General features: G+C 68.6%; 26 protein-coding genes. 20 read left to right on the forward strand and 6 right to left on the reverse strand.

All coding sequences use genetic code 11. From position 1 onward, the window contains the following. Nucleotides 1-220 precede the first annotated feature (220 nt). The 3 genes from AC3WOH_RS22285 (at nucleotide 221) to AC3WOH_RS22295 (ending at nucleotide 3,717) form a co-directional block, all read left to right on the forward strand. The gene (locus tag AC3WOH_RS22285) at nucleotides 221-1,438 is read left to right on the forward strand and encodes an MFS transporter (protein WP_492231511.1); all 1,218 of its coding nucleotides are present in this window, start codon (nucleotides 221-223) and stop codon (nucleotides 1,436-1,438) included. Between the two features lie 75 nt (nucleotides 1,439-1,513). Continuing rightward, complete coding sequence (gene purM, locus AC3WOH_RS22290; protein WP_492231512.1) at nucleotides 1,514-2,557, forward strand: phosphoribosylformylglycinamidine cyclo-ligase; 1,044 nt, start codon at nucleotides 1,514-1,516, stop codon at nucleotides 2,555-2,557. Between the two features lie 14 nt (nucleotides 2,558-2,571). After that, a complete protein-coding gene (locus AC3WOH_RS22295) occupies nucleotides 2,572-3,717 on the forward strand; it encodes an AI-2E family transporter (RefSeq protein ID WP_492231513.1) in 1,146 nt (381 codons plus the stop codon). A gap of 18 nt (nucleotides 3,718-3,735) precedes the next feature. On the opposite strand, the gene AC3WOH_RS22300 is transcribed toward AC3WOH_RS22295, so the two are convergent. After that, on the reverse strand, nucleotides 3,736-4,842 hold the full coding sequence (locus tag AC3WOH_RS22300; RefSeq protein WP_492231514.1) for an extracellular catalytic domain type 1 short-chain-length polyhydroxyalkanoate depolymerase: 1,107 nt from the start codon (nucleotides 4,840-4,842) through the stop codon (nucleotides 3,736-3,738). A gap of 284 nt (nucleotides 4,843-5,126) precedes the next feature. Between AC3WOH_RS22300 and AC3WOH_RS22305 the strand changes: the two genes are divergently transcribed. The 6 genes from AC3WOH_RS22305 to AC3WOH_RS22330 all read left to right on the forward strand — a co-directional run bounded on the left by AC3WOH_RS22305 (nucleotide 5,127) and on the right by AC3WOH_RS22330 (nucleotide 9,136). After that, complete coding sequence (locus AC3WOH_RS22305; protein WP_492231515.1) at nucleotides 5,127-5,693, forward strand: cysteine hydrolase family protein; 567 nt, start codon at nucleotides 5,127-5,129, stop codon at nucleotides 5,691-5,693. 13 nt (nucleotides 5,694-5,706) lie between these two features. Continuing rightward, nucleotides 5,707-6,489, forward strand: a complete 783-nt coding sequence (locus tag AC3WOH_RS22310) for a carbon-nitrogen hydrolase family protein (RefSeq protein ID WP_492231516.1) — start codon at nucleotides 5,707-5,709, stop codon at nucleotides 6,487-6,489. Between the two features lie 37 nt (nucleotides 6,490-6,526). Beyond that, entirely contained in the window at nucleotides 6,527-7,156 is a 630-nt protein-coding gene (locus tag AC3WOH_RS22315; RefSeq protein WP_492231517.1) for a DJ-1/PfpI family protein, read from the forward strand. After that, the gene (locus AC3WOH_RS22320; RefSeq protein WP_492231518.1) at nucleotides 7,138-8,145 is read left to right on the forward strand and encodes a GlxA family transcriptional regulator; all 1,008 of its coding nucleotides are present in this window, start codon (nucleotides 7,138-7,140) and stop codon (nucleotides 8,143-8,145) included. The genes AC3WOH_RS22315 and AC3WOH_RS22320 overlap by 19 nt, the downstream gene beginning before the upstream one ends. An 86-nt stretch (nucleotides 8,146-8,231) precedes the next feature. Continuing rightward, nucleotides 8,232-8,762, forward strand: coding sequence for a GAF domain-containing protein (locus AC3WOH_RS22325; RefSeq protein ID WP_492231519.1), 531 nt, complete (start codon nucleotides 8,232-8,234; stop codon nucleotides 8,760-8,762). Then, nucleotides 8,759-9,136: a response regulator gene (locus AC3WOH_RS22330; RefSeq protein ID WP_184856797.1), complete on the forward strand. Its 378-nt coding sequence runs from the start codon at nucleotides 8,759-8,761 to the stop codon at nucleotides 9,134-9,136. The genes AC3WOH_RS22325 and AC3WOH_RS22330 overlap by 4 nt, the downstream gene beginning before the upstream one ends. Nucleotides 9,137-9,292: 156 nt before the next feature. Here AC3WOH_RS22330 and ppk2 read toward each other — a convergent pair whose 3' ends face one another. Then, a complete protein-coding gene (gene ppk2, locus AC3WOH_RS22335) occupies nucleotides 9,293-10,207 on the reverse strand; it encodes a polyphosphate kinase 2 (RefSeq protein ID WP_492231520.1) in 915 nt (304 codons plus the stop codon). A gap of 171 nt (nucleotides 10,208-10,378) precedes the next feature. Here ppk2 and AC3WOH_RS22340 point away from each other — a divergent pair, with 171 nt between their 5' ends. Beyond that, entirely contained in the window at nucleotides 10,379-11,437 is a 1,059-nt protein-coding gene (locus AC3WOH_RS22340) for a transporter (protein ID WP_492231521.1), read from the forward strand. 68 nt (nucleotides 11,438-11,505) lie between these two features. After that, on the forward strand, nucleotides 11,506-12,348 hold the full coding sequence (locus AC3WOH_RS22345) for a ParB N-terminal domain-containing protein (protein WP_492231522.1): 843 nt from the start codon (nucleotides 11,506-11,508) through the stop codon (nucleotides 12,346-12,348). A 37-nt stretch (nucleotides 12,349-12,385) separates the two neighbouring features. On the opposite strand, the gene AC3WOH_RS22350 is transcribed toward AC3WOH_RS22345, so the two are convergent. Beyond that, a complete protein-coding gene (locus tag AC3WOH_RS22350; RefSeq protein ID WP_492231523.1) occupies nucleotides 12,386-13,237 on the reverse strand; it encodes a SirB1 family protein in 852 nt (283 codons plus the stop codon). Nucleotides 13,238-13,314: 77 nt separating this feature from the next. Then, nucleotides 13,315-14,880 (reverse strand): murein biosynthesis integral membrane protein MurJ, encoded by a 1,566-nt coding sequence (gene murJ / locus AC3WOH_RS22355; protein WP_492231524.1) that lies wholly within the window; start codon nucleotides 14,878-14,880, stop codon nucleotides 13,315-13,317. A gap of 234 nt (nucleotides 14,881-15,114) precedes the next feature. On the opposite strand from murJ, the gene rpsT reads away from it, so the two are divergent. Beyond that, a complete protein-coding gene (gene rpsT / locus AC3WOH_RS22360; protein ID WP_184856803.1) occupies nucleotides 15,115-15,414 on the forward strand; it encodes a 30S ribosomal protein S20 in 300 nt (99 codons plus the stop codon). Between the two features lie 276 nt (nucleotides 15,415-15,690). Here rpsT and AC3WOH_RS22365 read toward each other — a convergent pair whose 3' ends face one another. Further along, on the reverse strand, nucleotides 15,691-16,026 hold the full coding sequence (locus AC3WOH_RS22365) for a DUF3579 domain-containing protein (protein ID WP_184856804.1): 336 nt from the start codon (nucleotides 16,024-16,026) through the stop codon (nucleotides 15,691-15,693). A gap of 243 nt (nucleotides 16,027-16,269) precedes the next feature. Here AC3WOH_RS22365 and AC3WOH_RS22370 point away from each other — a divergent pair, with 243 nt between their 5' ends. The 8 genes from AC3WOH_RS22370 to AC3WOH_RS22405 all read left to right on the forward strand — a co-directional run bounded on the left by AC3WOH_RS22370 (nucleotide 16,270) and on the right by AC3WOH_RS22405 (nucleotide 23,838). After that, entirely contained in the window at nucleotides 16,270-17,466 is a 1,197-nt protein-coding gene (locus AC3WOH_RS22370; protein ID WP_492231525.1) for an aspartate aminotransferase family protein, read from the forward strand. Between the two features lie 37 nt (nucleotides 17,467-17,503). Then, on the forward strand, nucleotides 17,504-18,412 hold the full coding sequence (argF, locus tag AC3WOH_RS22375) for an ornithine carbamoyltransferase (protein ID WP_492231526.1): 909 nt from the start codon (nucleotides 17,504-17,506) through the stop codon (nucleotides 18,410-18,412). Between the two features lie 11 nt (nucleotides 18,413-18,423). Then, nucleotides 18,424-19,104 (forward strand): HD domain-containing protein, encoded by a 681-nt coding sequence (locus AC3WOH_RS22380; RefSeq protein WP_492231527.1) that lies wholly within the window; start codon nucleotides 18,424-18,426, stop codon nucleotides 19,102-19,104. 78 nt (nucleotides 19,105-19,182) lie between these two features. Then, on the forward strand, nucleotides 19,183-19,515 hold the full coding sequence (locus tag AC3WOH_RS22385) for a YkgJ family cysteine cluster protein (RefSeq protein WP_492231528.1): 333 nt from the start codon (nucleotides 19,183-19,185) through the stop codon (nucleotides 19,513-19,515). Nucleotides 19,516-19,601: 86 nt separating this feature from the next. After that, the gene (kynB, locus tag AC3WOH_RS22390) at nucleotides 19,602-20,258 is read left to right on the forward strand and encodes an arylformamidase (protein WP_492231529.1); all 657 of its coding nucleotides are present in this window, start codon (nucleotides 19,602-19,604) and stop codon (nucleotides 20,256-20,258) included. 26 nt (nucleotides 20,259-20,284) lie between these two features. After that, nucleotides 20,285-21,592: a kynureninase gene (gene kynU, locus AC3WOH_RS22395; protein WP_492231530.1), complete on the forward strand. Its 1,308-nt coding sequence runs from the start codon at nucleotides 20,285-20,287 to the stop codon at nucleotides 21,590-21,592. A gap of 3 nt (nucleotides 21,593-21,595) precedes the next feature. Next, on the forward strand, nucleotides 21,596-22,489 hold the full coding sequence (gene kynA / locus AC3WOH_RS22400) for a tryptophan 2,3-dioxygenase (RefSeq protein ID WP_492231531.1): 894 nt from the start codon (nucleotides 21,596-21,598) through the stop codon (nucleotides 22,487-22,489). A gap of 92 nt (nucleotides 22,490-22,581) precedes the next feature. Next, nucleotides 22,582-23,838 (forward strand): MFS transporter, encoded by a 1,257-nt coding sequence (locus AC3WOH_RS22405; protein WP_492231532.1) that lies wholly within the window; start codon nucleotides 22,582-22,584, stop codon nucleotides 23,836-23,838. Here the strand turns inward: AC3WOH_RS22405 and AC3WOH_RS22410 are convergent. Next, nucleotides 23,810-24,271 carry a hypothetical protein gene (locus AC3WOH_RS22410; protein WP_492231533.1) on the reverse strand — a complete coding sequence of 154 codons (462 nt, stop codon included), beginning with the start codon at nucleotides 24,269-24,271 and terminating at the stop codon, nucleotides 23,810-23,812. The two genes, AC3WOH_RS22405 and AC3WOH_RS22410, sit on opposite strands and share 29 nt — an antisense overlap.

Here is a 24,271-nt window from a genome sequence, read left to right on the forward strand (position 1 = left end):
GCAGGGAAAGGATCAGCAGCGGCATCACAGGTGGCATTGAAAGGGGTCCGGCCGTAGGTGACTGCGGCGGGACGCGGCGAAAAGGGATGGCAAAGGGCCTGTCGCGCAGTGCCACAGGGCAGGTTGCGGAAAGTCCCGGCAGCGACAATATGGCCGATTTTAGTCTCCTGTCGGCACCCTGCCGGCACATCCACCGCACCGCAGAGTCCAGGGTCCCGCCATGCCCCCTTCGCCACCCCACCCGCCACGCCTGCCCGCCAGCATCTGGGCCCTGGGATTCGTGAGCCTGCTCATGGACATTTCCTCGGAAATGATCCACAGCCTGCTGCCCGTCTTCATGGTCGCGGCCCTGGGGGTGAGCATGCTCACGGTGGGCATCATCGAGGGGATTGCCGAGGCCACGGCCCAGATCCTCAAGGTGTTTTCGGGGGCGCTGAGCGACTGGTGGGGCAAGCGCAAGCCCCTGGCCGTCTTCGGCTACGGGCTGGGGGCAGTCTCCAAGCCGCTGTTTGCCATCGCCAGCACGGTGGAATGGGTGGTGTCAGCTCGGCTCCTGGACCGCATCGGCAAGGGCATCCGCGGTGCGCCACGCGACGCTCTGGTGGCAGACCTGGCGCCGCCCGGCATGCGCGGCGCCGCTTTCGGGCTGCGCCAGTCGCTCGATACCGTGGGGGCCTTCCTGGGGCCGCTGCTGGCCATGGGCCTGATGTTGCTCTGGGCCAACGACTTCCGGGCCGTGTTCTGGGTGGCCGTGCTGCCCGCCATGCTCTGTATGGTGGTGCTGCTAGCGGGCGTGCGCGAACCCGAACGCCCCCCCGGGGCGCCGCGCACCAACCCCATCCGCCGCGAGAACCTGCGCCGCCTGGGGCCGAACTACTGGGGCGTGGTGGCCCTGGGCGCGGTGTTCACGCTGGCGCGCTTCAGCGAGGCCTTCTTGCTGCTGCGCATGCAGCAGGACGGGCTGCCGCTGGCCTTCACGCCCTTGGTGCTGGTCCTCATGAACCTGGTGTTCGCACTGGGCGCCTACCCCCTGGGCAAGCTGTCGGACCGGGTGAGCCACCGCGCGCTGCTGGCCGGGGGGCTGGTGGTGCTGATTGCGGCGGACGCCTTGCTGGCCTGTAGCGGCCGGGGCGCCGTGGCCTGGCTGGGAGTGGCCCTGTGGGGCCTGCACATGGCCATGACCCAGGGGCTGCTGGCCACCATGGTGGCCGATACGGCCCCCGAAGACCTGCGCGGCACGGCCTTCGGCATGTTCAACCTGGTCAGCGGCGTGGCCCTGCTGCTGGCCAGCGCGCTGGCCGGCCTGCTGTGGGACCAGTGGGGTGCAGGCGCCACCTTCGTGGCCGGAATGCTGTTTGCCGGCCTGGCGCTTGCGGGCGTGCTGCTGCAGCCCCGCCCGGGCCCGCTCGCCACAAAGCCCCCGTCGCAGCAAGGCTGAGGGGCGCACGCGGGGATGCCCCTTAAAATCCCGGGATTCCAGCCCGCCCTGCGGGCCTACCTGCACACACCCTCCATGAGCTCTTCCGCGACCCCCACCCCCCTTTCCTACAAAGACGCCGGCGTTGACATCGACGCGGGCGACGCGCTGGTCGAACGCATCAAGCCCCTGGCCAGGAAGACCATGCGCGAAGGCGTGCTGGCGGGCATCGGCGGCTTTGGCGCCCTGTTCGAGGTGCCCAAGCGCTACCAGGAACCCGTGCTGGTCTCGGGCACCGATGGCGTGGGCACCAAGCTCAAGCTGGCGTTCGAATGGAACATGCACGACACCGTGGGCATCGACCTGGTGGCCATGAGCGTCAACGACGTGCTGGTGCAGGGCGCCGAGCCGCTGTTCTTCCTCGACTACTTCGCCTGCGGCAAGCTCGACGTGGACACGGCCGCGGCCGTGGTCGGCGGCATTGCCCGGGGCTGCGAATTGAGCGGCTGCGCCCTGATCGGCGGCGAAACGGCCGAGATGCCCGGCATGTACCCCGCGGGTGAGTACGACCTGGCCGGCTTTGCCGTGGGCGCGGTCGAGAAGTCCAAGATCCTCACGGGCCAGAACGTGCGGGCCGGCGACGTGGTGCTGGGCCTGGCCAGCCACGGCGTGCACTCCAACGGTTTCAGCCTGGTGCGCAAGTGCATCGAGCGCGCCGGCGCCGACACCCCCGCAACGCTGGACGGCAAGCCCTTCAAGCAGGCCATCATGGAGCCCACGCGCCTGTACGTGAAAAACGTGCTGGCCGCGCTGGCGGCCCACCCCATCAAGGCCCTGGCCCACATCACCGGCGGCGGCCTGCTGGAGAACATTCCGCGCGTGCTGCCCGAAGGCACGGCGGCCCACCTGCAAAAGGGCAGCTGGCCCCAGACCGAGCTGTTCGCCTGGCTGCAGAAGACGGCGGGCATCGACGACATCGAGATGAACCGCACCTTCAATAACGGCATTGGCATGGTGGTGGTGGTGGATGCCGCCAACGCTGCCGCCACGGCCGCCACGCTGGCCGCTGCCGGCGAAAAGGTCTACACCATCGGCGCGATCGCACCACGCGGTGACGGCGCGGCCGTGGTCGTGGCCTGAGGCCGCCCAGCGCCATGGCGCAGCCACCGCTGGAACCACCGGAAGCGGGATCGAACATCGTCCCGGCCTCCTTGACCGAGACCCCCGTCGTTGCGGCCCCCTTGTCCGGGGCCGATGGTCCGTTGCCCTTCGGCCCGCTGCCACGCGGCGTGGCGCTGGCCAGCTACCTGCTGATGGCCGGCGCGCTGCTGCTGGTGATGTGGCGCAACCTGCTGCCCGGCCTGCTCTGCGTGTGCCTGGGTTTTCTGGCCACGCGCGCGCTGGCACGCTGGCTGGCGCGGCTGGTGCAGCGCCGCGGAGGGCTGCAGCCCACGGTGCTACCACGCATGGCCGAGCTGGCGGCCGCGGCCGTGGTGATGCTCTCGCCCCTGGTGTTGCTGGCCATCGGCGTCACCCATTCACGCGGCTACCTGGTCGAAGCCCCCCAGCAGTACCGCGAGCTGCTCGACTACATGGCGCGCACGGTGCTAGAGCTGCGCCTGAAGCTGCCGGCCGACATGGCCAGCCACCTGCCTGAAGGTGCGGCCGAGATCCAGCGCATCATCGCCAACTACCTCGGTGCCAAGGCCGGTGCCCTGGCCATGGCCGGCCGTGCCTGGCTGGCCGGCCTGCTGTTCGCCTATGTGGGCCTGCTGATCGGTGCACTCGCAGCCGTACGGCCACCGGCACCGCCGCGTGGGCCACTGGCCGTGGCGCTGCAGCAGCGCATCACACTGATGGGCGAGGCCTTTCGCCAGATCGTGGCAGCGCAGTTCTGGATCGCCAGCTTCAACACTTTGCTCACGGCGCTGTTCCTGCTGTTCGTGCTGCCCATCTGGAAGCTGGAGCTGCCCTACACCCCCGTGCTGATCACCCTGACCTTCGTGGCCGGCCTGGTACCCATTGTGGGCAACCTGCTGTGCAATGCGGTGATCACCATCGTGGGCCTGTCGGTGTCACCGCTGGCGGCCGCGGCCTGCCTGGGCTTTCTGATCCTGATCCACAAGGCCGAGTACGTGATCAACGCCAAGGTCGTGGGCCGGCGCACGCACATGGGCGTGTGGGAGCTGCTCAGCGTGATGTTCGTGGCCGAGGCGGTGTTCGGCCCCGCTGGCTTGGTGGCCGCGCCGCTGTTCTATGCCTACCTCAAGAAGGAACTGGCCGCCGCCCGGCTGGTGTAGGGGCTGGGCCTGCGCTCCTCATCTGCGCAGGAATTGCCGCGAGACGAAGGCCCACACCAGGGCCGAGGCATCCGGCCCGGCCGGATCGCTGTAGGGCAGGCCGGCCATGCCCCCACTCCAGGCATGGCCCAGGCCCAGGATCTCGCGCACCACCACCACCGGGCGTGAGCGCAGCCGGTATTCCGTCACCCGCATCGCATGGCGCTTGCCGCGCTGCAGCGTGCGTGCCATGCCCTCGCGCGCGCCCAGCGAGCCGGCCCACAGGGCGGCCGTGGCCGTGGCATTGCGCAGGGAGACCACGTGGTCCACATCGCCGTGCAGGATCATCAGCGGGGGCAGGGGCGGCAGCGGCGTGCCGTCGATGCGCAGGCCCGGCACCAGGGCGCTAGCGCCCGGCGGCTCGGGCAGGTGGGCCTCGCGCTTGCCGTGCATGGCGGCCATGGCCGTGGCGGCCGATTCGGCCGTGCCGGGCGCCACGCCGGAATGCATGACCACGGCGCAAAAGCGTTCCGGATAGGTGGCGCCCAGCAGGGCCGCCATGCTGGCCCCGGCCGACAGGCCAGCCACCGCCACGCGGTCCAGGTCCACCGGGTGGCGGCGCGCCACCTGGTCCACCGCGGCGAGCAGGGTGGCAGCCTCGGCCTGGGCCTTGCCGCTGCGCCGGTCGAACCAGTTCCAGCAGCCATGGGCGTTGGCCACGCGCTCCTGCTCAGGGTAGAGCACCAGAAAGCGCCTGCGCGCGGCCAGCCGGTTCATGCGCGAGCTGGCCGCCAGGTCGCGCCCGGTCTGGCCGCAGCCATGCAACATGACCAGCAGGGGCAGGGTCTCACCCCTGCCGAGTGCCAGGCCGGGGGGAATGTAGAGGTGAAAGCGCCGCGCACCGGCAGGCCCGGGTGCAATGCCGGCCAGCCACTCACCGGCCACCGGCCGGGGCTTGCGCGGGCGGGGCGCCACTGTGCGCAGGCGCGGCAGTGGCTGGGCCGCAGTGGCCAGCCTGGGCACGGCCCGGAGGGCCTTGGCGGCCTGCTTGCGCATGGGCTTGGCCGCCTTCTCGAAGGCCTTGAGGTTGCGCTGGTAGGCGCGGGTGAGCGCAGACAGCGAGAAGAGGCGAGAGCGGCGGGCCATGGGCAGATGTGCGGGTGCTATCCATATACAGGGAAAACCCTATGCACCATAGCAGCTTATGGCTTCACCCGCCTGATGCTATTCAATCAATAGCAAGCAGGCCTTTAACCTGAAGGCGTTTGCCCAAAAAATCGGGGTATTCGGCAAATGGACGCCCTCCACCATCTCCGTTGGCCCCTGTTTCATGGCGGAAATTGATCGATACATGTCCCTACCTGCAGGGACGGGATCGGCCTTCAGACGGAAGATATGCGCATTGCAACCCGAAGCCAAGAGCCACATCCATGAAAACCTGTCTGATTGTGATCGATGTCCAGGAATCCTTTCGCCAGCGCCCCTATTTCACGGAGCACGATCTGCCCGCCTACCTGGCGGCACAGAACGCGCTGATCGAAGGCTGCGTGGCGCAGGGCGTGCCTGTGGTGCGCATCTTCCACAGCGAGGGTCCGGCCGAGGCCGGCAATGCCTTCGCGATCGAATCCGGCCATGTGCGGCCGCTCGACGGGCTGACCGCCTTCGACGCGGCCGCCAGCTTCACCAAGTCGCGCCACAGCGCGCTGGTGGGCACGGGCCTGGATGTCTGGCTGACCCGCCAGGGCATCCAGCGCCTGATCGTGAGCGGCATCCGCACCGAGCAGTGCTGCGAGACCACCACGCGCCACGCGTCCGACCTGGGCTGGGAGGTGGACTATGTGGTGGACGCCACGCTGACCTGGGACATGGTGCAGCCCGATGGCCGCGCCCTGCCCGCCGCCGACATCAAGGCCCGCACCGCCACGGTGCTGGCAGGCCGCTTTGCCACGCTGCGCACCGTGGACGAGGCCCTGGCGGCCGCCGCGGCCGCGCGCTGAACGGGAAAACGCCATGCGCGCCACCGTCTGCGAACTGCCCTACCAACCCGCCTTGCTCGAACCGGCCTGGGAGGCCCTGGCCGCACATGTGCTCCGCGAACACTCCGAGCTGGTGCTTCTGCCCGAATTCGCCTTCGTGGAGCCGGTCTGGGAATCCACACCGTTCGACCCGGCGCGCTGGGCCGCCGCCGTCGCTCGGAGCGACGCCTGGACCGCGCGGCTGCACGAATTGGGCGCCGCGCGGGTGGTGGGCGCCCGCCCGGTCTCCGTGGGCGGGCGGCACTTCAACGAGGGCTTTGCCTGGACCGCGCAGGGCGGCTACCAGCCGCTTCGGCGCAAGTTCCACCTGCCCGAGGAGCCGGGTGGCTGGGAGGCCCACTGGTTCGAGCGCGGCGACGCCGAATTCGCGCGCTTTGCCGCCGGCGCCCTGGGCTTCGGCCTGAGCATCTGCACCGAGCTCTGGGCACTCGAAACCTATGCCGGGTACGCGGCCCTGGGCGTGGAGGCCATCCTCACGCCGCGCGCCACCGCCGCGGCCACCACCGCCAAGTGGCTGGCCATGGGCACCGTGGCCGCCGTGCGCACCGGCGCCTACAGCCTCTCGTCGAACCGGGTCGACAGCGCTGCCGGCACCTACGGCGGCGCGGGCTGGGTGATCAGCCCCGACGGCGCCCTGCTCGCGCGCACCACCACCGACCAGCCTTTCTGCACGGTGGATGTGGACCCGGCGCTGGCTGCAGCCGCCCGGAGCACCTACCCCCGCTATGTCTTCGCCCCGGCAGCGCCACCGCGCTGAGGCCCCCTTCTTTCGGTTGACCGCCACTACACAAGCCATGAGCACCTCTTCCCCCGACCCGCGCCCTTTGCAGGTTGCCATCCTGGTCTTCGACGATGTCGAAGCCCTGGACCTGGGCGGCCCCTACGAAGTCTTCACCACCGCCTGCCGCATGCAGCAGCGCCTGCAGCCCGGCGCGCCCGCGCCCTTTGCCGTGCAGTGCGTGGCGCGCAGCATGGCACCCGTGCGCGCCCGGGCGGGCCTGCGCCTGCTGCCCGATGCCGACTTCGCCACGGCCGCCGCACCGGACCTGCTGGTCGTGCCCGGCGGCGTGGTCGATGCGGCCGCCGCCTGCGCCGAGACACGCGCCTGGGTGGCGCAAGCCGCCGCGGGCGCGCAGATCACGGCCTCGGTCTGCACAGGGGCCTTCATCCTTGCGGCGGCCGGGGTGCTGACCGAGGGACCCGCCACCACGCACTGGGAGGACATCACCGACCTGCGCGCGCAGTTCCCGGCACTCGACGTGCAGGAGAATGTGCGCTGGGTGGACCGCGGTGCGCTGGTCACGTCGGCCGGCATCAGTGCCGGCATCGACATGTCCCTGCACCTGGTCACGCGCCTGGCGGGCCGGGCGCTGTCGGAGCGCACCGCCCGCCAGATGGACACGCCATGGAACCCCGAGCCCTGAACGCACCCGCCTCTCCCATCCACGTCTACTTCGCCCTGCTGCCCGGCAGCCTCGTGCTGGACTGGGCGGGCCCGGCCGAGGCGCTGCGCATCGCCAACCAGTTGCTGCGCGCCCAGGGCCTGCCCGAGCGCTTCGTGCAGCACTTCACGGCGCCCACGCCGCAGGCGGTGACGTCGGTGGGGGCCATGCTGACAGGCCTGGAGCCCCTGCCCACCCCCCTGCCCCAACCGGCCTGGGTGGTGCTGGTGGGCCTGCCGGGCAAGACCATCGCGGTGGACAACAGCGAGGCGCGCGACCTGCTGCACTGGCTGCGCGGCATGCGCCTGGCTGCAGGCCGGCTGGAGCTGGTCACGATCTGCGCGGGCGCCGTGCTGGCGGCCCATGCCGGCCTGCTGGCCGGCCGTCGCGCCACCACCCACCACCAGCACCTGAACGAGCTGGCCCAGGCGGACCCGCACTGCGATGTGGTGGCCAACCGCGTCTTCGTGCACGACGGGGCCCTGCACAGCAGCGCGGGCGTGACCACCGGCATCGACCTGATGCTTTACCGCATTGCCGATGCCTGCGGCCCGGCCATCGCCGCCCAGGTGGCCCAGACCATGGTGGTGGCGCTGCGCCGCGGCCCGCAGGACCCGGAGCTGTCGCCCTTTCTGCACCACCGCAACCACCTGCACGGGGCCCTGCACCGCGTGCAGGATGCCGTAGGCCAGCAGCCCCAGGCGCCCTGGAACGTGGGCGCCATGGCCGAGGTGGCGCACACCTCGCCGCGCCACCTGAACCGGCTGTTTCTGGAGCATGCGGGCATCGCGCCGCTGGAGTACCTGCGCCGCATCCGCCTGGCCGCCGCCGAGGCGGCGCTGCAATCGGGCCACAACGTGACGCAGGCGGCGGCGCTGGCAGGCTTCAGCTCGGACACCCAGCTGCGCCGCGCCTGGCACCAGTTCGGCCGCCCCGGAACACCGGCAAGGGAGGCGGCCGTCCGGCATTGAGCACGGGCCTGGCAATTTCCTTGTCGCGCCAGGCCGCAGTCCGTCCCATAATGCCTTTTCGTGCGTTTTGGAATGCCCCGACCGACATGCAAGAACCTGCTCTCCCCGCCAATGAAGACGAGCGCCTGCAGGCCCTGCGCCAGCTGCTGATCCTGGACACCCCGCCCGAGGAGCGCTTCGACCGCATCGTGGCCTTTGCCGCCCAGGAGTTCGACATGCCCATCGCGTTGATCTCGCTGGTCGATGCGCAGCGCCAGTGGTTCAAGGCGCGCGTGGGCCTGGATGCCAAGGAGACGGGGCGCGATGTGTCGTTCTGTGCGCACGCCATCCTCACGGACGAGACCATGGTGGTGCCCGACACCGCGCACGACCAGCGCTTTGCCGACAACCCGCTGGTGACCGGCGGCCCGGGCATCCAGTTCTATGCGGGCGCCCCGCTCAAGCTGCCCGACGGCCAGAACATCGGCACCCTGTGCATCATCGACCAGCAGCCGCGCAACCTGGACCGGGTGGACCTGGCCATCCTGGCCTCGCTGCGCGACCTGGCGGTGGAAGAGCTGGTGCGGCGCGAAAGTGCCGAAACACCCGCCGAAGACACGAAAGGAGACACCGCATGAGCGCGCGCGACATCCTGCTGGTGGAACCCAGCATGCTCACGGGCAGCATCATCGTCTCGACCGCACGCCAGCTGTCCCTGCCCGAGGTGCGCCAGGTGGCCAGCGTGCGCACGGCGGAGCAGCATCTGGCCCAGCGCGACTATGCGGGCGTGATCGTCTCGCTCGAAGAGCAAAAGGAGGCCATGGAGCTGCTCGAGCAGGTGCGCAGTTCGCGCCTGGCGGTCGCCGCCTCGGTGCCCGTGGCGGTCACCACCGCGCAGGTCGACGCCCAGACCGCCGACCAGATGAAAGCCCTGCGCGTGCGCCGCGTCCTGCTCAAGCCCTTCAAGGTCAAGGACGTGATCACCACCATCGAACTTTTGAAGAACACCTGAGCGACAGCGCTCAAACGCGAGCGCAGCCGTCGATCGCGCGCAGCCCAAGCCAGTGCTCCCGTGCAAGGGCCGCCCCGCCGCACTGGGAGCGTCCCCCTCCCAGATTGCGAAGCAATATGAGAGAGGGGTGAAGACGCGCAGCGTCTCAGGGGGTGCTCAATATCTATCAGGGACGTACATGCTGGCCGGCACGGGCTGGCGCAGGTACTCGGGGTTGCGCACGCGGTCCGGCAGCACCACGGGGGGGTGGGGCACATCCTGGTAGGGAAACTGCGACAGCAGGTGCGCAATGCAGTTCAGCCGGGCTTTTTTCTTGTCCACGGCCTGCACCACCCACCAGGGGGCTTCGGGGATATGGGTGCGCTCGAGCATGGTTTCCTTGGCCTTGGTGTAGGCCTCCCAGCGGATGCGGCTTTGCAGGTCCATGGGGCTGAGCTTCCACTGCTTGAGCGGATCGTGGATGCGGCCCAGAAAGCGCAGGTGCTGCTCTTCGTCGGTGATGGAAAACCAGTACTTGACCAGCGTGATGCCCGAGCGCACGAGCATCTTCTCGAACTCGGGCACGGTGCGGAAGAACTCCTCGTACTCGTCGTCGGAGCAAAAGCCCATGACGCGCTCGACCCCGGCGCGGTTGTACCAGCTGCGATCGAACAGCACGATCTCGCCCGCGGCCGGCAGGTGCGCCACATAGCGCTGGAAGTACCACTGCGTGCGCTCACGGTCGTTGGGCGCAGGCAACGCGGCCACGCGGGCCACGCGCGGGTTCAGGCGCTGGGTGATGCGCTTGATCACGCCGCCCTTGCCGGCTGCATCACGCCCCTCGAACAGGATCACCACCTTCTGGCGGCTGTGCTGCACCCAGTCCTGCAGCTTGACCAGTTCGCCCTGCAGGCGGAACAGCTCCTTGAAATACTGCTGGCGCGCATGGCGGTCGGTGGGCATGGGATCGCCGATCTCGTCCACGTTGCGGTCCTCGATCTCTAGCTCCAGTTCTTCGTCGTAGCTGTCGATCAGGTCGTTGGCGATGCGCTGCATCAGATCCTGTGCATCGATGGGGGCGTTCTGGAACATGGGTTCTAAGGGGCAGATGAGGGGTTTCCCATGATGCGCCCACCCAGTGACAAATGCATGACATGCACATGAAGTGTCACACCGTTGTCATGCGGTAACAGCAACATCGGCAGCCATGCGCTGGCACGTCCCGCCGCTGTGGCGGCCTTTCCGTTCCTTTTTCCGTCGTCCATGAATGCACCCGCCGCCAGTACCGCAGGCCAGAACTATGGGGGCGATGCCGCTGGCCTGATCTGTGGCTACCGCATGGGCTCCCCGGGTGCGCCGCAGGCCATCGACTCGGTGGAAGCCGCCCGGTGGCTGCAGTCGCTCGGCCAGCCACCCGCCACCCCTGCCGAGGACGGCGACGCCCTGCCCTTCGTCTGGCTGCACTTCAACCTCAGCCACACCCAGGCGGTGCGCTGGATGGAACGCCATGCCGGGCTGCCTGACGCCTTTTTCGAGGCGCTCAAGGATGGCTCGCACTCCACCCGCATCGAGCGCGACGACGACACCCTGATCGCCGTGCTCAACGACGCGCATTTCGACTTCGCCTTCGAGCCCTTCGACATCGCCACGCTGTGGATCAGCGTGGCGCCGCAACTGGTGGTGACCGCCCGGGCCCACCCGCTGCGCTCGGTGGACGCGCTGCGCACCGCCGTGCGCAACGGCCATTCGCCCCGCTCCAGCGTAGCGCTGCTCGAGCAGCTCATGCGCACCCAGGCCGGGGGGCTGGTGGACATCGTGCGCGGCGTCACGCAGCGCATCGACCGCATCGAGGACGAACTGCTGGCCGGGCGCCTGGACCACAAGCGCGCCCGCCTGGGGGTGCTGCGCCGGCTGCTGGTGCGGCTGCAGCGCCTGCTGGCACCCGAGCCAGCGGCCCTGTTCCGCCTGCTGCAGAACCCGCCCGCCTGGATGGGTGCCGAGGATGCGCAGGAGCTGCGCGACTCGACCGAGGAGTTCTCGGTGGTGCTGCGCGACATGCAGGGCCTGCAGGAGCGCATCAAGCTGCTGCAGGAAGAAGTGGCCGCCAACGTACAGGAGGCCAACAGCCGCAGCCTGTTCGTGCTGACCGTGGTGACGGTGCTGGCCCTGCCGATCAACATCCTGACCGGCCTGCTGGGCATGAACGTGGGAGGCGTGCCGCTGGCGGACAGCCCGCACGGCTTCTGGATCATCGTGGGCCTGCTCGTGGTGTTCATGCCCGTGGCGGCCTGGATCGCCCTGCGCGGCCCCAGGGACCGGTAAGAACCTGCAGGAGGCGGCCCATTACAATGCCGCCCCTTGTCCTGCCGCTCCCGTTTTCCCGCGCCACCATGAACATCGTCGTCAACGAAGAACTCAAAGCCTATATCGATCCCCTGACCCGCGACGAGCACGACGCCCTGGAGCGCAGCCTGCTGGCCGAGGGCTGCCGCGATGCCCTGGTGCTGTGGGGCGATGTGCTGGTGGACGGCCACAACCGCTACGGCATCTGCCAGAAGCACGGCCTGCCCTTCCAGACGGTGCAGAACACGCATTTCCAGAGCATGGAAGACGTGCACCTGTGGATGATCGACCAGCACCTGGGCCGGCGCAGCGTCTCGGACTTCCAGCGCGGCGTGCTGGCGCTGCGCAAGCGCGAGATCGTGGCCGCGCGCAAGGCCCGCGCCGCGGCCACGCCGCCGGAACCCGTGGACGAGGCCGACCTGCCCTGGTCGTCGGACGGCCCCGTGGCCGCACCACCGCCGCCCGCCCCGGCGCCGGACGTGCCCTCCGAATCCCTGAGCAGCCGCGAGGCGATTGCCCGCGCCGCCCGCCTGAGCAGCAGCCAGGTGGTGGCGATCGAGAGGATCCAGAAACAGGCCGCCCCCGAGCTGGTGGCAGCCGTCAAGTCCGGCACCATCTCGCTGGCCACAGCGGCCACCGTGGCCACCCTGCCCGCCGAGGAACAGGTGGCCGCCGCCAAGGGTGGCAAGGACGAACTCAAGCAGGCCGCCAAGCGTGTGCGCGACGCCAAGCAGCGCAAGCCGCGCGAGGACAAGGAAGCCGCGGACGAAGCCTCCGTGCAGGAATCGACGGAGGCAGGCGGCGAACTGCAGGCCCTGCGCCTGCGTGTGGCCGAGTTGACGGCCGAGAACGAGGCGCTGCGCGCTGAACTGGCCCGGCTGCAGGGCTGAGCCCGGCAGCCAGCCCGGCGCGAAAAACGTTTCGCGCCTATTCGTTCGCGCTGCGCAGGGCGCCGAGCCGTTCCGTGACGTGGTCGATGTCCAGGCCGTCCTCCACGTGGTGGAGGTAGGTCTCCAGATCGAAGATGGCCTCGGTGAGGTTGCCGCGCTCGGCGTGCGCGAGCCCGCGATCGCGCCACTCGCCCCAGGCCTCGGGCTGCAGCACGATCAGGCGGTCGAGCACGGCGATCAGGCGCTGCCAGTCCTGCTGGGTGCGGTGCACCTCCTTGAGGTTGCGCAGCATGCGCGCGATGATGTCGCGCGGCGTGGCGGCCTGCAGGTACAGGCCCAGCGGCACGTCGTAGTCGTCGATGAGGCCGTTGCGGCGCTTGTAGGGCTCCAGCCGCTCGCCCAGCTCTTCGCGGCTCAGCGACTGGCCGGTGATCGGGTCCAGCACCACCTGCCCCTTGGGCAACAGCACCTTGACCATGAAATGCCCCGGGAAGGCGATGCCACGCGCATGCAGGCCCAGGCCCTGGGCCAGCTCCATCCAGAGCACGGCCAGGCTGATGGGAATGCCCCGGCGCGTGCGCAGCACGGCATTGAGGTAGCTGTTCTCGGGGTCGTAGTAGTTGTTGACGTTGCCGCCAAAACCCATGTCGGCAAAGAAGAACTGGTTGAGCGTGCGCAGGCGCTGCAGCGCGGGGGCATCGGCCGGCAGCCGGCGCTTGATGCGCGCCTGCAGCTGGTCCATGTCGCCCAGCAGCAACTGCACGTCGAATTCGGGGTACTCGTCCTGCGCCAGGCTTGCGGCCGCCTCCAGCAGGGGAAAATGGTCGTCGCTCTGGACCAGCGATGCAAAGTACTCCAGCGAGGTGGGTACGGTCAGACTCAGTGGCATGCCATGGTTGTACGGTTCTGCCCCCGCCGCGTCAAGCGGCAAAAGTCACGATGTACGGGCTTGTTCGGCGGACCGCCTCAGCGCCTGAGCATTTTGCGCAGCTTGAGCCCTGCGGCCCACAGGGCGCCGAAGTACAGCGCGGCCGAGGCCGCCATGAGCCCTGCCAGCAGGCCGATGCGCTGCCATTTGGCACTGCGCATGGCCACCCAGTCGAAATGGTGCGAGGCCCAGACCAGCAGCAATGCCAGCAGGGCCGTGGCCGCCACCACCTGCAGGATGAAGCGGCCCCAGCCCGGTTGCGGCTGGTAACTGCCGCGGCGCAGCAGGCCGATGAGCAGCCACAGGGCGTTGATCAAGGCCCCGAGGCCGATGGACAGGGCCAGCCCGGCATGGGCGATGAAGGGCACGAGCGCGATATTGAGCAGTTGCGTGATGACCAGCACCGCAATGGCGATCTTCACGGGCGTGCGCACGTCCTGGCTGGCGTAGTAGCCCGGCGCCAGCACCTTGATGGCCACCAGGCCCAGCAGGCCCGCGCCATAGCCCGACAGGGCCAGCGCGATCTGGCCCACGTCGCTGTCGGCCAGCTTGCCGTAGTGGAACAGCGTGGCCACCAGGGGCTGGGAGAAAGTCAACAGGGCCACGGCGCAGGGCACGGCCAGCAGCACCACGATGCGCAGGCCCCAGTCGAGCATGGCCGAATACTTTTCGGCGTCGCCCGCGGCCTTGGCGGCCGTGAGCTGCGGCGTGAGCACCACGCCCAGGGCCACGCCCAGCAGCGCAGTCGGGAACTCCATCAGCCGGTCGGCATAGAACAGCCAGGTCACGCTGCCGGGCGCCAGGTAGGAAGCGATCTGGGTGTTGATCATCAGCGAGATCTGCGCCACACCCACGCCCAGCAAGATGGGCCCCATGAGCGACAGCACCTTGCGCACGCCCGGGTCGGCCCAGGCCGTGCGGATGGCGCGCCAGCCCAGGCCGATGCGCGGCAAGAGGCCCATGCGCGCCAGCACCGGGATCTGCACCGCCAGTTGCAGCACACCGCCCAGCAGCACGCCGCCGGCCATGGAGTAGATGGGCTCGATGCCGCGCGCCTCCAGCTGCGGCGCACCCAGCAGGGCCGCGCCGATCATGGACAGGTTGAGCAGCACCGGCGAGGCCGCGGGCACGGTGAAGTGCTTCCAGGTGTTGAGGATGCCGGCCGACAGCGCCACCAGCGACATGAAGCCGATGTAGGGGAACATCCAGCGCGTCATGAGCACGGCCGCGTCGTAGGCCTCGGGGCTCTGGCGCATGCCGCTGGCCAGGGCCCAGACCAGCACCGGGGCGCCGACCACGCCCAGCACGCAGGTGAGCAGCAGCACCCAGGCCAGCGCCGTGGCCACATGGGCGATGAGCACACGCGTGGCGTCTTCTCCCTGCTGGGCCTTGCTGGTGGCCAGCACCGGGATGAAGGCCTGGCTGAACGCCCCCTCGGCAAAGAAGCGGCGGAACAGGTTGGGAATGCGGAAGGCGACGTTGAAGGCGTCCGTCAGGGCGTTGGCCCCGAAGAAGGAGGCCATCAGAAGGTCGCGCGCCAGGCCCGTCACGCGGGAGGCCAGGGTCAGCAGGGAGACGGTGGAAGCGGCTTTGAGCAATGACACCGCCGGGAGTGTATGCGCTGGCGGGCGCGGGCCGCGGGCGGCTGCAGCGAGCCGACTGAACCAGGGGGACATCGAGACCATCCTTCACGCGAAACAGGGTGCCGGGCAGTCTGGGACGGACCTGTGAGGCGAAGATGAAGTCCGTACAGCGAGGCCCGACTGGCCGGGATCCTTCAACTGGGCTATAATCGCGGGCTTTGCTGGCATCATCCACAGACTCCAAGGAATACACACATGGCATCCGCTAAACCCAAGAAGAAGAACCCGCGCCTGGCGTCGGGCCGCAAGCGCGTCCGTCAGGACACGAAACTCAACGCTGCGAACACCTCGCTGCGCTCCAAATACCGTACCGCCGTGAAGAATGTCGAAAAGGCCGTCGTGGCCGGCGACAAGACCAAGGCGACCGAACTGTTCGCCAAGATGCAAGCCGTGGTTGACTCCGTGGCCGACAAGGGCATCTTCCACAAGAACAAGGCTGCTCGCGACAAGAGCCGTCTGTCTGCCAAGGTGAAAGCCCTGGCCCTGGCCGCCTGACCCTCTTCAGGCAAACAGCCCGGACGGCCCGCGCCGTTCGCCGTTTGTAACGGGTGCGCTGCCAGCAAAAAAAGCAAAAAACCGCCTCCGGGCGGTTTTTTCGTTTCTGCGGATTTGGCTTCGACCGGCTGGCGTCGTTGGGTCGCCTTGCCGTGCTACAGCACTGTCTGCGGCTCCCCGCCTAGCCATCCGGCCGAAGACAAATCCGCGCCGCCCCTATTCTTCAGACAGAAAAAAAGCCCCGAGGGGCCTTCATGCATATGGGACAAGGCCCGTTCAGGGCTTGGCAGGCGGCGGCAGCACCGGCGCATCCGGCACCAGGCAGGCTTCGGCCACCTGCAGGTTGTTGTCGCGCGCGAAGTTGACGACAAAATCCCAGGCCATGGGCTCGTGGTCGCGCAGGTCGCGGTGCACCACCACGCATTTGATGCCATTGAGGGTGGTGGGAATGCACCAGGGGGAGTAGCTCAAATGGCTGCCCGGGCGTGCTCCGCCAGGGCGAAAGCTGCTCATCACCCCCGCCAGACGCTCGGCCCAGTCGCTGGGACGGAAGGTTTTCCCGTCCTGGGTGACGCCTTGGATGAAGATCTCTTTGGAGGTGGGGGAAACCATCGGGTCGAAGTGTAATGGACAGTCCGCAACCGCAGGATCACTGCATGCTGCACTGCAACCATGGATTCTAACTCTTATATAAGAGCTGCCCCTCTAAACCTGACTGGAGGACATGGCATCCGGCCGGCATTGCAGTGATGCGCAATCGTCAATAGCGGGTCATCGCATGGCCCCTAGAATCGTGCTTCGTTTTTCGGGTGGACACTCCACCCACCTTTCACCGCACCGCCAGGAGATTTCTGCATGACCGCTTTCATTGAGGCCGCCTCGCCCCACGTGATGAACACCTATGGCCGCGTACCCATCGCGCTGGCCCGCGGTCAGGGCTGCCGAGTGTGGGACGTGAATGGCAAGGAATACCTCGATGGCCTGGGCGGCATTGCCGTGAACACGCTGGGCCACAACCACCCCGAGCTGGCGCCCGCGCTGCAGCACCAGATCAGCCAGATCATGCACTCGTCCAACTACTACCACGTGCCCGGCCAGGAAGCCCTGGCCGCCAAGCTGGTGGAGCTGTCGAGCATGACCAACGTGTTCTTCTGCAACTCGGGCCTGGAAGCCAACGAGGCAGCGCTCAAGATCGCGCGCAAGTTCGGCGTGGACAAGGGCATCGCCAAGCCCGAGATCGTGGTCTACGAAAAGGCCTTCCATGGCCGCTCCATCGCCACCATGTCGGCCACCGGCAACCCCAAGATCCACAACGGCTTCGGGCCGCTGGTGGAGGGCTTCATCCGCGTGCCGCTCAACGACATCGAGGCGATCAAGCAGGCCACCGAGGGCAATCCCAACGTGGTGGCCGTGTTCTTCGAGACCATCCAGGGCGAAGGCGGCATCAACCCGATGCGCATCGAGTACCTGCAGCAGTTGCGCAAGCTGTGCGACGAGCGCGGCTGGCTCATGATGATCGACGAGGTGCAGTGCGGCATGGGCCGCACCGGCAAGTGGTTTGCCCACCAGTGGGCCGGCATCGTGCCGGACGTGATGCCCCTGGCCAAGGGCCTGGGCTCGGGCGTGCCGATCGGCGCCGTGGTGGCGGGCCCCAAGGCCGCCAACGTGCTGCAGCCGGGCAACCATGGCACGACCTTTGGCGGCAACCCGCTGGCCATGCGCGCCGGGGTGGAAACCATCCGCATCATGGAGAAGGACGGACTGCTGCACAATGCAGCCACCGTGGGGGACCACCTGAAGGCGGCACTCGTGCGCGAACTGGGCAGCCTGCCTGGCGTGAAGGAAGTGCGGGGCCAGGGCCTGATGCTGGGCGTGGAGCTGGACAAGCCCTGCGGCGTGCTGGTGGCCCAGGCGGCCGAGGCCGGCCTGCTGCTGAGCGTGACGGCCGACAAGGTGATCCGCCTGGTGCCCGCGCTGATCCTGTCCACCGCCGAGGCCGACGAGATCGTCGCCAAGCTGGTCCCGCTGGTCAAAGCCCTGCTGGCCGAATGAAACCCAAGGCGCGCTGCGAGCGCGCCGCCGCAATGCCATGAAACACTACCTGCAGTTCAACGATCTCAGTGCCGACGAGTACAGCTACCTGTTCGAGCGTGCCGCGCTCATCAAGAAGAAGTTCAAGGCCTACGAAAAGCACCACCCCCTGGTGGACCGCACGCTGGCCATGATCTTCGAGAAGGCGAGCACCCGAACACGCGTGAGCTTCGAAGCCGGCATGTACCAGTTGGGCGGCAGCGTCGTGCACCTGACCACGGGTGACAGCCAGCTCGGCCGTGCCGAGCCCATCGAGGACAGCGCCAAGGTCATCAGCCGCATGGTGGACCTGGTGATGATCCGCACCTACGAGCAGAGCAAGATCGAGAGCTTTGCCGCCAACTCGCGCGTGCCGGTGATCAACGGCCTGACCAACGAGTACCACCCCTGCCAGATCCTGGCGGACATCTTCACCTTCATCGAGCACCGCGGCTCGATCGCCGGCAAGACGGTGGCCTGGGTGGGCGATGGCAACAACATGGCCAACACCTGGCTGCAGGCGGCGGCGCTGCTGGGCTTCAAGGTGCATGTGAGCACGCCGCGCGGCTACGAAGTCGACCAGAAGCTAGCCGCCAGTGCCGACGGCAGCTACCAGTTCTTCAGCGACCCGCTGGAAGCCTGCAAGGGCGCCGACCTGGTGACCACCGACGTGTGGACCAGCATGGGCTACGAGGCCGAGAACGAAGCGCGCAAGAAGGCCTTTGCCGACTGGTGCGTGGATGCCGAGATGATGGCTGCCGCCAAGCCCGATGCGCTGTTCATGCACTGCCTGCCAGCGCACCGGGGTGAGGAAGTCGAGGCGGATGTCATCGACGGTCCTCAGTCGGTGGTCTGGGACGAAGCAGAAAACAGAATGCACGTGCAAAAGGCACTCATGGAGTACCTGCTTCTGGGCAAGATCGCCTGAGTCTCTTGCCCATGCCCTGGCGCCGCCAGCCCGTCCATTGCGCCGAACTGCTGGCGCACTGGCAGGCCTTGGGCCAGGCACTGGGCCGCGATACGCCTGCCTGGCGCAGCGAAGGGCGGCGCCTGGTGCTGGCCTGGGCGCGCTGGCCGCGCGCCTACCACGACACCACGCACCTGTGGGCCTGCCTGCGCCACCTGCAGCAGCTGCAGGCCCAACAGCCCGGTGCGCTGCAGCAGCCGCATGCGGTGGCGCTGGCCCTGTGGTTCCACGACGCGGTCTACCGGCCCTGGGGCCGCATGAACGAGGAAAAGAGCGCCGACTGGGCCAGCCGCTTCCTGGGTGCACAGGATCTCCCCCCCTCGCTGGTGCAGGCCGTGCACCAGTTCATCCTGGACACGCGCCACAACCCCGGCCCCCTCGCTGGCGATGCGCAATGGGTCGTCGATATCGACCTGGCGGTGCTGGGGCAAAGCGATGCGGTGTACCGCCTGTTCGAGCGCAATGTGCGGCGCGAGTATTTCTTCGTGCGCTGGCCGCGCTATGTGGCAGGCCGCAGCGCGGTGCTGCGGGGCTTTCTGGAACGGCCACGCATCTATGGCACCGAATGGTTCCATGGGCGGTTCGAGGCCCAGGCACGCAGCAATCTGGGGCACGCGCTGCAAGCGCTGGCCCAAGGCAGGATCTACGGCTGAATGCCCTCGCGGGCCGGGTGTGCCTTACCATTCGAGCCCCCCGATCCGTCTCCCAAGCCGAAAAAGGCGCGCCTTCGTATGTCCAACTCCGCCCACCCCTGTCTGACCTGTGGCGCCTGCTGTGCCAGTTTTCGCGTGGACTTCGCCGTCTACGAGATGCAGGAGATGGGCGGCACCGTGCCCAATGGTCTTGCCATGGAGGTCAATGGCAGCACCTGCCGCATGCGCGGCACCGACCACGTGCCCATCCGCTGCGCGGCGCTGACCGGCAAGGTGGGCGAGAAGGTGGCCTGCGGCATCTACGAGTGGCGGCCCTCGCCCTGCCGCGAGTTCGAGGCCGGCGACTACGCCTGCAACAAGGCGCGCACGCGCCATGGGCTGCCGCCGCTCCCGGAAGGCCTGGTGTTCTGAAATTAGTTTAGGCTTCAACAAAAAATCCACAAACTGTTGGAAATAACCGACACCACGGGTTTTTCGGGACATGCAAACTTTGTCCCATGCAAGCCAACCCCACCCCTGCCGCGCGCCCGCTCTGGGACATTTCACCGCCCGTGCATGCGGGCAGCCCCGTGTTCCCCGGCGACACGGCCTACAGCCAGCAGTGGTGCGCCACCATCGGGCCCGGCTGCCCGGTGAACGTGAGCGCCATCACCCTCTCGCCCCATGTGGGCGCGCATGCCGATGCGCCGCTGCACTACGACGCACAGGGCGCCACCATCGGTGACGTCTCGCTGGAGGCCTTCCTGGGCCCCTGCCGCGTCATCCACGCCATCGGGCGCGGCCCGCTGATCGAGTGGGAGCACATTGCCCACGCGGTCGATGCCACCCTGCCCCAGCGCGTGCTGGTGCGCACCTACGAAACCATGCCGGTGGACCGCTGGGATGGGGCGCTGGCCGCCTACGCGCCGGCCACCGTCGCGCGCCTGGCCGACCTGGGCGTGCTGCTGGTGGGCATCGACACCGCCAGCATCGACCCGGCCGACAGCAAGACGCTGGACAGCCACCAGGTGATCCGCCAGCGCGGCCTGCGCGTGCTCGAGAACCTGGTGCTCGACGGCGTGCCCGAGGGCGACTACGAGCTGATCGCCCTGCCGCTCAAGCTCACCACGGCCGATGCCTCCCCGGTCCGGGCGGTATTGCGCGCCCTGTCCTGATTCCCAAGATTTTCCCCGCGACTCCCATGACCACACTGCAAGACTGCCGCGCGCTCGACGCGCAAGACCCCCTGGCCCCGCTGCGCGGGCACTTCAGCCTGCCCGAGGGCGTGATCTACCTGGACGGCAATTCCCTGGGCGTGCTGCCCAAGGCCGCCGCGGCCCGTGTGGCCAACGTGGTCACGCGCGAATGGGGCACCGACCTCATCCGCTCGTGGAACACGGCCAGCTGGTTCGACCTGCCCCAGCGCCTGGGCAACCAGCTCGCGCCCTTCATCGGCGCGGGCAAGGACGAGGTGGTCTGCACCGACAGCACCTCGGTCAACCTCTACAAGGTGCTGAGCGCTGCGCTCAACATCGCGCGCGAAGACAGCCCGGCGCGCAAGCGCGTGGTGAGCGAGCGCAGCAACTTCCCGACCGACCTGTACATCGCCGAGGGCCTGTGCAAGGAACGCGGGCTGGAACTGCTGCTGGTGGAGCCCGAGGAGATCGCCAGCGCGCTGACGGCCGATGTCGCCGTGCTCATGCTCACCCACGTGAACTACCGCACCGGCGCCATGCACGACATGGCCGGCATCACGGCGGCCGCGCACGCGGCAGGCATCCTCACCGTGTGGGACCTGGCGCACAGCGCGGGCGCGGTGCCGGTGGACCTGCATGGCGCGGGCGCCGATTTCTCCATCGGCTGCGGCTACAAGTATTTGAACGGCGGCCCCGGTGCCCCGGCCTTCGCCTGGGTGCATCCGCGCCATGCCAACCGCTTCTGGCAACCCCTGTCGGGCTGGTGGGGCCACGCCGCGCCCTTCCAGTTCACGCCGGACTACCGGCCTGCCCCCGGCATCACGCGCTACCTGTGCGGCACGCAGCCCATCATCAGCCTGTCGGCCCTGCAGTGCGGTCTCGATGTGTTCGACGCGGCCCAGCCGCTGGGCGGCATGGCCGCGCTGCGTGCCAAGTCGCTGGCGCTGACCGATCTGTTCATCGCGCTGGTGGAAGAGCGCTGCGCGGGCCACGGCCTGGGCCTGGCCACACCGCGTGCGCATGCCCAGCGTGGCTCGCAGGTGTGCCTGACGCGCGACGAGGGCCAGGGCCTGAACGGCCAGGGCAGCGGCGCCTATGCCATCGTGCAGGCGCTGATCGCGCGCGGCGTGATCGGCGACTTCCGCAAGGGCGATGGCGGCCAGGGCCCGCACAAGGACATCCTGCGCTTCGGCTTCACGCCGCTGTACCTCGGCTACGAGGACGTATGGAACGCCGTCGAGCACCTGCGCGAGGTGCTGGACACCGGCGAGTGGCGACGCCCCGAGTTCAACCAGATCCACGCGGTGACCTGAGCCATGTGCCCCTTCTCCCACACCCCCGCCGAACCCGGTGCGGCCGCCCCCGCCGCCAGCGGCAAGTCTGAATCCATCGTGCACGAGGAGCGCGCCCAGCTCGACTTCAGCAAGTCCATGAGCTATGGCGACTACCTGCAGCTCGACGCCATCCTCACGGCGCAGAAGCCGCTGTCGCCCGCGCACGACGAGATGCTGTTCATCGTGCAGCACCAGACCAGCGAGCTGTGGATGAAGCTCATGCTGCACGAACTGCGCGCGGCCATCGGCCACATCGCGCAGGACGAGCTGCAGATGGCCTTCAAGATGCTGGCGCGGGTCTCCAAGATCATGGAGCAACTGGTGCACGCCTGGGATGTGCTGGCCACCATGACGCCGCCCGAGTACAGCGCCATGCGGCCCTACCTGGGCCAGTCGAGCGGCTTCCAGAGCTACCAGTACCGCAGCATCGAGTTCGCGCTGGGCAACAAGAACCGCGCCATGCTCAAGCCGCACGAGCACCGCGCCGACCTGCTGGCCCAGGTGCAGGCGGCCTACGAAGCGCCTTCGCTGTACGACGAGGCCCTGCGCCTGCTGGCACGCCGCGGCATCCCGGTGCCGGCCAGCCACACCGAACGCGACTGGAGAGAGCCTTACGTGGAAAGCGAGGGCGTGGAGCAGGCCTGGCTCACCGTGTACCGCGCGCCCGACAAGCACTGGGACCTGTACCAGCTGGGTGAGGAGCTGACCGACCTGGAAGACGCCTTCCGCCTGTGGCGCTTTCGCCATGTGACCACGGTGGAGCGCGTGATCGGTTTCAAGCGCGGCACCGGCGGCACGGGCGGCGTGAGCTACCTGCGCAAGATGCTGGACGTGGTGCTGTTCCCGGAGATCTGGAAGCTGCGCACGGACCTCTGAGACATCCTCCGCATGGGGGACAGCCAGTGGTCCGCGCACCGTGTACGCTCGACGGCGGCGGCGCACCGTGCTCGCCCTTCCGGAGACACCCCTTGCCGCCCCAGCCCGCAGAGTCCGCCCACCCCACCCCTCCCCCGCCCCTGCTCGCACCGCGCGCCGCCTGGGTGATGCTGCTGGCCCTGATCTCGGGCTTTGCGCTGAGCCAGGCCTTTCGCACCATCACGGCCATCATCGCCACCGGGCTGCGCGCGGAGTTCGGGCTGTCGGCCCAGGCACTGGGCGCTTTTGCCGGGGCCTTTGCCTTCGCCTTCGGCGGCATGCAGCTGTTCATGGGCGTGGGCATCGACCTGTATGGCGTGCGGCGCACGCTGCTGGTGGCGTTTCCGCTCACCATCGTGGGCGCGCTGCTGTCGGCCCTGGCGCCGGGCTATGGCACGGTGCTGCTCGGGCAGGTGCTGATTGGCGTGGGCTGCGCGCCGGCCTTCCTGGTGTGCACGGTGTTCATCGCGCGCTACTTTCCGCCCGGGCGCTTTGCCATGGTGTCGGGCGTGGCCATGGGCATCGGCGGGCTGGGCATGCTGTTCACGGGCACGCCGCTGGCCTGGCTGGTGCAGCATTCGTCCTGGCGTGCCGGCTTCGGCCTGCTGGCAGGGCTGGCCACGACTGCCTGGCTGCTGATCTGGTGGCAGGTGCACGAGCCGGCCCAGGCCCCGCATGCCGCCCATGCCCCGCGCGAGTCCTGGGGCACCGCCGTGCGCGGCTTTGGCGCGCTGTTCCTGCTGCCCCACACGGCCGGCATCATGCTGCTGGCGCTGACCACCTATGCCGCCTTCCTCACGCTGCGCGGGCTGTGGCTCGGACCGCTCTTGATCGAGCGGCACGGCTATTCGCTGGTGGCCAGCGGCAATGTGGCCTTTCTCACCTCGCTGGTGTCGCTGTTCACCCCCGCATGGTTTGGCCGCCTGGACCCCGGGCCCGCGCACCGCAGGCGCTGGATCATCGGCTTCACGGTGCTGCTGTGCGGCCTGTTCCTGGCCATCGGCGCGCTGCACCAGGAATGGCTGGACGTGGGCGGCGCCATCGCCGTGGGCCTGCTCTCGGGCTACATGGTGCTGCAGTACGCGGACGTGCGCTCGTCCTACCCTGCGGCGATGACCGGGCGCGCCATGGCGGTGTTCACCATGGCGCTGTTCCTGGGCGTGGCGCTGATGCAGTGGATCACGGGGCTGGCCGCCTCGCTGGCCACGGCGCGCGGTGCCGACCCCTACACCGCCGTCATGCTGACCATTGCCGGGCTGCTGGCCGTCGGCGTGGCTTCGTTCAGGCTGTTGCCGGCGCCCGCGCAGTGAGCTTGGCTGGACAGGCGCCAGAGCCCTCGCCCGCCACGCGCCACCACTGCAGCACGCCAAAGAGCAGCTCGAAGGCGGTGAACCCGAGCACGATGGCGCTGGCCCCCTGGGCCACCGCATAGACCTGCCAGGTGGCGAACAGCACGCGCGCCACCCCGTCGAGCCGGCCCAGCAATACGCTGGGCGCCGCGATGCGCGCGATGGACCAGACCACCACCACCGAGCCGAGCAGGTTGGCCAGCAGCATGTGGGTGCCGTCCAGCGGGTGCAGGGTGCCGGGCAGGCCCAGCGTGGCGGAGAGCCAGGCCAGTGCGCCATAGAGCCAGGCAAAGGTCCAGGGCAGGGCAAAAGGCCAGGTGACGAGGAGGTCGTACCAGCCGCTGGCGCGCACGATGGCAAGGTAGCGGGGTGTGGAAAAGGCGGAGAGGGCCAT

This window comes from Acidovorax sp. FW305-C-20-28, assembly GCF_058783375.1.

Excerpts from the sequence above, each read along its gene's own strand:
- AC3WOH_RS22285 (WP_492231511.1), top strand. The coding sequence starts at position 221 with ATGCCCCCTTCGCCACCCCACCCGCCACGCCTGCCCGCCAGCATCTGG.
- purM (WP_492231512.1), top strand. The coding sequence starts at position 1,514 with ATGAGCTCTTCCGCGACCCCCACCCCCCTTTCCTACAAAGACGCCGGC.
- AC3WOH_RS22295 (WP_492231513.1), top strand. The coding sequence starts at position 2,572 with ATGGCGCAGCCACCGCTGGAACCACCGGAAGCGGGATCGAACATCGTC.
- AC3WOH_RS22300 (WP_492231514.1), bottom strand. The coding sequence starts at position 4,842 with ATGGCCCGCCGCTCTCGCCTCTTCTCGCTGTCTGCGCTCACCCGCGCC.
- AC3WOH_RS22305 (WP_492231515.1), top strand. The coding sequence starts at position 5,127 with ATGAAAACCTGTCTGATTGTGATCGATGTCCAGGAATCCTTTCGCCAG.
- AC3WOH_RS22310 (WP_492231516.1), top strand. The coding sequence starts at position 5,707 with ATGCGCGCCACCGTCTGCGAACTGCCCTACCAACCCGCCTTGCTCGAA.
- AC3WOH_RS22315 (WP_492231517.1), top strand. The coding sequence starts at position 6,527 with ATGAGCACCTCTTCCCCCGACCCGCGCCCTTTGCAGGTTGCCATCCTG.
- AC3WOH_RS22320 (WP_492231518.1), top strand. The coding sequence starts at position 7,138 with ATGGAACCCCGAGCCCTGAACGCACCCGCCTCTCCCATCCACGTCTAC.
- AC3WOH_RS22325 (WP_492231519.1), top strand. The coding sequence starts at position 8,232 with ATGCAAGAACCTGCTCTCCCCGCCAATGAAGACGAGCGCCTGCAGGCC.
- AC3WOH_RS22330 (WP_184856797.1), top strand. The coding sequence starts at position 8,759 with ATGAGCGCGCGCGACATCCTGCTGGTGGAACCCAGCATGCTCACGGGC.
- ppk2 (WP_492231520.1), bottom strand. The coding sequence starts at position 10,207 with ATGTTCCAGAACGCCCCCATCGATGCACAGGATCTGATGCAGCGCATC.
- AC3WOH_RS22340 (WP_492231521.1), top strand. The coding sequence starts at position 10,379 with ATGAATGCACCCGCCGCCAGTACCGCAGGCCAGAACTATGGGGGCGAT.
- AC3WOH_RS22345 (WP_492231522.1), top strand. The coding sequence starts at position 11,506 with ATGAACATCGTCGTCAACGAAGAACTCAAAGCCTATATCGATCCCCTG.
- AC3WOH_RS22350 (WP_492231523.1), bottom strand. The coding sequence starts at position 13,237 with ATGCCACTGAGTCTGACCGTACCCACCTCGCTGGAGTACTTTGCATCG.
- rpsT (WP_184856803.1), top strand. The coding sequence starts at position 15,115 with ATGGCATCCGCTAAACCCAAGAAGAAGAACCCGCGCCTGGCGTCGGGC.
- AC3WOH_RS22365 (WP_184856804.1), bottom strand. The coding sequence starts at position 16,026 with ATGGTTTCCCCCACCTCCAAAGAGATCTTCATCCAAGGCGTCACCCAG.
- AC3WOH_RS22370 (WP_492231525.1), top strand. The coding sequence starts at position 16,270 with ATGACCGCTTTCATTGAGGCCGCCTCGCCCCACGTGATGAACACCTAT.
- argF (WP_492231526.1), top strand. The coding sequence starts at position 17,504 with ATGAAACACTACCTGCAGTTCAACGATCTCAGTGCCGACGAGTACAGC.
- AC3WOH_RS22380 (WP_492231527.1), top strand. The coding sequence starts at position 18,424 with ATGCCCTGGCGCCGCCAGCCCGTCCATTGCGCCGAACTGCTGGCGCAC.
- AC3WOH_RS22385 (WP_492231528.1), top strand. The coding sequence starts at position 19,183 with ATGTCCAACTCCGCCCACCCCTGTCTGACCTGTGGCGCCTGCTGTGCC.
- kynB (WP_492231529.1), top strand. The coding sequence starts at position 19,602 with ATGCAAGCCAACCCCACCCCTGCCGCGCGCCCGCTCTGGGACATTTCA.
- kynU (WP_492231530.1), top strand. The coding sequence starts at position 20,285 with ATGACCACACTGCAAGACTGCCGCGCGCTCGACGCGCAAGACCCCCTG.
- kynA (WP_492231531.1), top strand. The coding sequence starts at position 21,596 with ATGTGCCCCTTCTCCCACACCCCCGCCGAACCCGGTGCGGCCGCCCCC.
- AC3WOH_RS22410 (WP_492231533.1), bottom strand. The coding sequence starts at position 24,271 with ATGGCCCTCTCCGCCTTTTCCACACCCCGCTACCTTGCCATCGTGCGC.